This window comes from Helicobacter monodelphidis (assembly GCF_003288845.1).
GTDB lineage: Bacteria > Campylobacterota > Campylobacteria > Campylobacterales > Helicobacteraceae > NHYN01.
Genome location: NZ_NHYN01000043.1, coordinates 1 through 4,205 on the forward strand (window position 1 = coordinate 1; position 4,205 = coordinate 4,205).

Annotated in this window: 4 protein-coding genes; 1 reads left to right on the forward strand and 3 read right to left on the reverse strand. The window is 35.5% G+C overall.

The features are described 5' to 3' along the window. A partial coding sequence (locus CCZ01_RS10505; protein ID WP_458692864.1) for a putative barnase/colicin E5 family endoribonuclease occupies positions 1 to 448 on the forward strand: 448 nt, incomplete at its 5' end. A gap of 385 nt (positions 449 to 833) precedes the next feature. On the opposite strand, the gene CCZ01_RS09640 is transcribed toward CCZ01_RS10505, so the two are convergent. The 3 genes from CCZ01_RS09640 to CCZ01_RS09650 all read right to left on the reverse strand — a co-directional run bounded on the left by CCZ01_RS09640 (position 834) and on the right by CCZ01_RS09650 (position 3,771). Next, positions 834 to 1,058 (reverse strand): hypothetical protein, encoded by a 225-nt coding sequence (locus tag CCZ01_RS09640; RefSeq protein WP_112052999.1) that lies wholly within the window; start codon positions 1,056 to 1,058, stop codon positions 834 to 836. Between the two features lie 116 nt (positions 1,059 to 1,174). Beyond that, positions 1,175 to 2,431, reverse strand: coding sequence for an MFS transporter (locus CCZ01_RS09645; protein ID WP_112053001.1), 1,257 nt, complete (start codon positions 2,429 to 2,431; stop codon positions 1,175 to 1,177). A 542-nt stretch (positions 2,432 to 2,973) separates the two neighbouring features. Beyond that, positions 2,974 to 3,771 (reverse strand): hypothetical protein, encoded by a 798-nt coding sequence (locus tag CCZ01_RS09650; protein ID WP_112053000.1) that lies wholly within the window; start codon positions 3,769 to 3,771, stop codon positions 2,974 to 2,976. Positions 3,772 to 4,205 lie beyond the last annotated feature (434 nt).

A 4,205-nucleotide genomic window follows, 5' to 3' on the forward strand; every position in this document is an offset into this window, starting at 1 on the left:
GCTTTTAAGAGAATCAAGAGTTTTCAAAGGTGAAGGTGAGTTTAATGCACAAGTTGCAGGAGCATTCTATAAAGAAGGCTTAGGGGATATTGATTTAGTTTGGGGAAATGAGAAAATGGGATTAAGGCATATTTTGGAAAAACATAGCAAAGAATTCAAAGATATTGCAAGTGAGATAAACGAGATTATGGAAAAAGGCATAATAGACACTCATATAGAAAATAACAAAATAGCTATAAAAACTAATAGACATACATTAATTTTAGGCAATAAAAAGGATAACAAATTTATTATAACTGCTTACCGAGATAGCAGAAATAAAAAGTTGGATAATCAGCAGACAGGTGTCGGTGCTAATTTAACTAATGAACCGCTGGATTCTAATCCTCTATCATTAAACCAACACTTCAATTCTACCACAAATAAAACCCATATGCAAAGAATCTAATCAAAGCGAACAATCGGATATAAGAGAAGTTAAAGAAAAATCTAAAGATAAACTTTTAAACCACAAAGACACTCTATCACAAAAAACACAAAAAGAAATCTTTAATAAGTAATTAAGCCTAAAAGAAGAGTTAATGTTGGATGACTCGAAAGGCTTTTTGTTTATGGTTTAATAAGCTAATTCCTAACCTAAGTAACTTTCATCCACGCTCTAAAATATTTAAACTTGCGTTTATGCCTCTATGTATTATATATCGCATTGACATTCAAACACTCTATTTTTTAGCGCTAGAATCTCGTATATTTTCCATATATGCTATAGGTTTTACTTATATATTATGGATTTACTCTTACAAAGAATTTGCTATTATGCTCTTGTTTATACTTTAAGTGGCGGTCTTTTCTCCAAGCCCATTGTCATAAGTGCATTGTCCAAAAACATACAAATCATTCTTTTCATCTAGCACAAAACCAGCCCCCTCGTAAGGTGCAGGTGCAAAGTCTTTGACATTCTCAATACTTTCACCATCGACTTTCCGCACTTCAACAAAAATGTTCTGATTTATTGTGTTGCTTTGTGAAAGGTTGTATTTACCATGTATACCCTGCAACTCTTAGCCTTTTATCTTCTGTGAGGGCGTAAGCTGTGCCGACATAAGTATTTAAAGCCCTGCACATTGAAGCCTTGATTTTAAGCATTTTGAAAGAATGAGAAATTTTTTGCTATCTAATTTAACTCCGATTTTTTCGGTAGGCACAATGCTGTGATGAGAACCACTGCCATTAAAATAGCTACATAGATGAAAAAGCCATTTTCAATTTCTGCATTTTTGAATTGTAATGCCACCCACGAAGCAGAGCCACCAAATATTGCATTTGAGATAGCGTAGCCTAGCCCTGTGCCGAGTGCACGCACATGCTCTGGGAAGAGCTTTGCCTTGAAGATTCCAGCTACCGAAGTATAGAAGCTTAGCATTACGAAAAGTGCCACGATGAGGGCGAAAACAAACGTGGCATTGTGGATATTTGCATTAAGGAGCATAAAAATAGGATAGATTCCAAAGAGTGCGAGAATTGCGAATATGATAAGTGAAGTCTTATGTCCTATTTTATCTCCAAGTAGCCCAAAGAGAGGTTGAAATATCATTAACACAAAAAGTGCAATGAGAAAGACATTGTTTGCTAATGTCTTATCCATGCCTGCATTCACAATAAAAATCTTTGTATAAGTTGTGATAGTATAAAATGCGAGTGATCCTCCAGCCGTAATACCTAACACGAGCAAGAATGGTTTGTAAGATTTCAGCAAGGCTTTGAGTGTCCCTCTATCTTCGTGCTTGTGGAGTTCAGTAGCACTCTCGTCCATAACATTACGCACAAAAAGTGAGCCAAGTGCTAAAATTCCCCCGATGATGAAAAGAATCCGCCACGCATACGCACTCATTTCCTCTTCAGTAAAGATGAGAAGCATAATGCTGATACTCGCCACTGCTAGAAGCTGACCGCCAATAAGCGTAACATACTGAAATGACGAATAAAATCCCCTTTTACCCTCTGTGGCAAGCTCGGAGAGATAAGTCGCGGCGATTCCATATTCACCACCCACGCTAAGCCCTTGAATGAGACGAGCGATAAGAAGCAAAATGATAGCCAAATCCCCCACACTATCCTTACTCGGTAGTGTTGCGATGATAAAAGAACCAAGTGCCATCAAGATAACAGAAAAAACCATTGATTTTTTACGTCCGACTTTGTCCGCTAGAGAGCCAAAAATCCACGAGCCAATGGGACGCATAAAGAATCCTGCGGCAAAGATTCCAAAGGCGTTGATTTGTTGAATTGTGGGATTATCAGAGGTAGTAAATGTATGGGCAAAATATATTGCAGTAAATGCGTAAATATAAAAATCGAACCATTCTACAAGATTCCCACTGCTGGCTGCGATTATAGAGCGAATTTTTTGTGTGCGCGTGAGATTTGAAATATTGTGTTTTTTCATTAAATTTTCCTATTATAAAGAATGTGAAAAATAATTCCTTGTCTAGTATATAATAATTTAGTAATTTAAAAGATTTCTTTACTTAAAATATCTATGATTTTAATCATAAATGTTACTAAATATTACAAATATGGTTTATTAGAATACAGTTGTGAATTTATGAAACAAAACTCTAACACAAATTCCAACGGCTCACTTCAATATATATGATTATTTTTATTTTCTCTTATCTTTTTAAGTAAAAATGTTTTTGTGTTCCTCTCACAAATGTGGGTTTCGTTGCCTGTGGTATATAGTTTACTGCTTGAAACTTATTAAGAAAGTGAAGAATTAATGACCTAGCGTGTAGATTAAATAGCCTGTATCGGAATATTGCCAGATATTCAAAGTGAAAACCCGATAAATGCGGTGATGGAGAGTTATATCAAATCGCTACTTAATTTGTTTCTAAATAAAGCGGGGAGAAAGAATAATTGTAGAAAATTTGATAAAATAAAAATATAATAATTTAAAAACAATACTTTATGTTATGTATTTTGTTTTTGTGGTGGTGGCATAATCGTTGGTAATTTAGAATCAGTGGGTGGTTTTGTATTGGTTTGAGGTGGAGGAGGATTTGGTGTAGTTTGCTTTGGCATAATCGTTGGTAGGTCTTTATCAAGAAGTGGGATAGAATAGGTCGGTGGTAATGTGGGTTGGGGTTGTTTGGTAGACGGTTTCATAAGGGTTGGTAATTCGTGTGGTGGTTTTTGAGTAGGTGAAGGGTAGGGCGGATTACTTGAATGTTGCTTGATTCTTCCAGTTTTTGGTTTTGGTCTGTAGGGTGGCTTAAACTCTCTTGGTACAGGTGGTAACGAAGGGTCAAAAGCAGGGTAGCCTAATAAAATACACTTATTGTAACGCGGTAGGACACACATCGCATAAAGGTTTCCACCTTCACCAATATGGTGCAAAGTCTCTAAATAACGAATGTCAAAGTTTAAAAAAGCAGAATTTGTATCAATGGAAACACCACCAAGCTCGCTGAAGCGGATATTTCCAATAATTTTATCTTTTAGGACAACAAGTGCCCCTTCTTGATTTAAATCTTCTCGTTTTTCTTTTGCAAATCGGTGATAAGCCTTGTGTGTAATTGTTTTGCGTCCGCGAAAAAGGACAAAATCCTCATCTAACGCCTTTTGTTCAATACGTTCTAAGAATTCATCCCAAGTCATTGTTGCATTACTGAATGGACGTGCAATAAAGGTGATTTCTTTGCTAAAAATTGGGGCAGAAAGGACGAATGGGCATAAGATAAATGCCCATTTTTGTGTTATTTTTATCATAAGGCCACCTTCGTAAGTACTTTTTGTGTTTTAAGCAAAAAGTAATCCAAGTTTAGCAAGTTAAGATTTTTTAAAAAACAACTTTGTGTAAATTTTTACTGCCCCTATTGCTTTAGGATGGATTCTACATTTACATATTTACTAAATCATTCACATATATTTAAATATGTCCGTTCAACCTTCCTTCTTCCTTACAAGACAAATCACGAATTTGGTGCAACAATCTATATTGTTTGTTTTTTATTATTTCTGTCATTGCAAAAGGCTTTATGCTTGTAGTAAGCTATCTATTTATTCTAAAGAGAATCCAAACCTTTATTTTTGGATTTTAACCCTTAACCTTAGGCAATCCACACATTCCTACTCTTATCAATACGCTCTAGGATAACATTTCCACTCTACTTCTTTGGCAACAAATTGTCCACCAGCAGCTG

Bases quoted from the DNA above. Each gene is read 5' to 3' on its own strand.
- CCZ01_RS09650 (WP_112053000.1), bottom strand. From the start codon at position 3,771: ATGATAAAAATAACACAAAAATGGGCATTTATCTTATGCCCATTCGTC.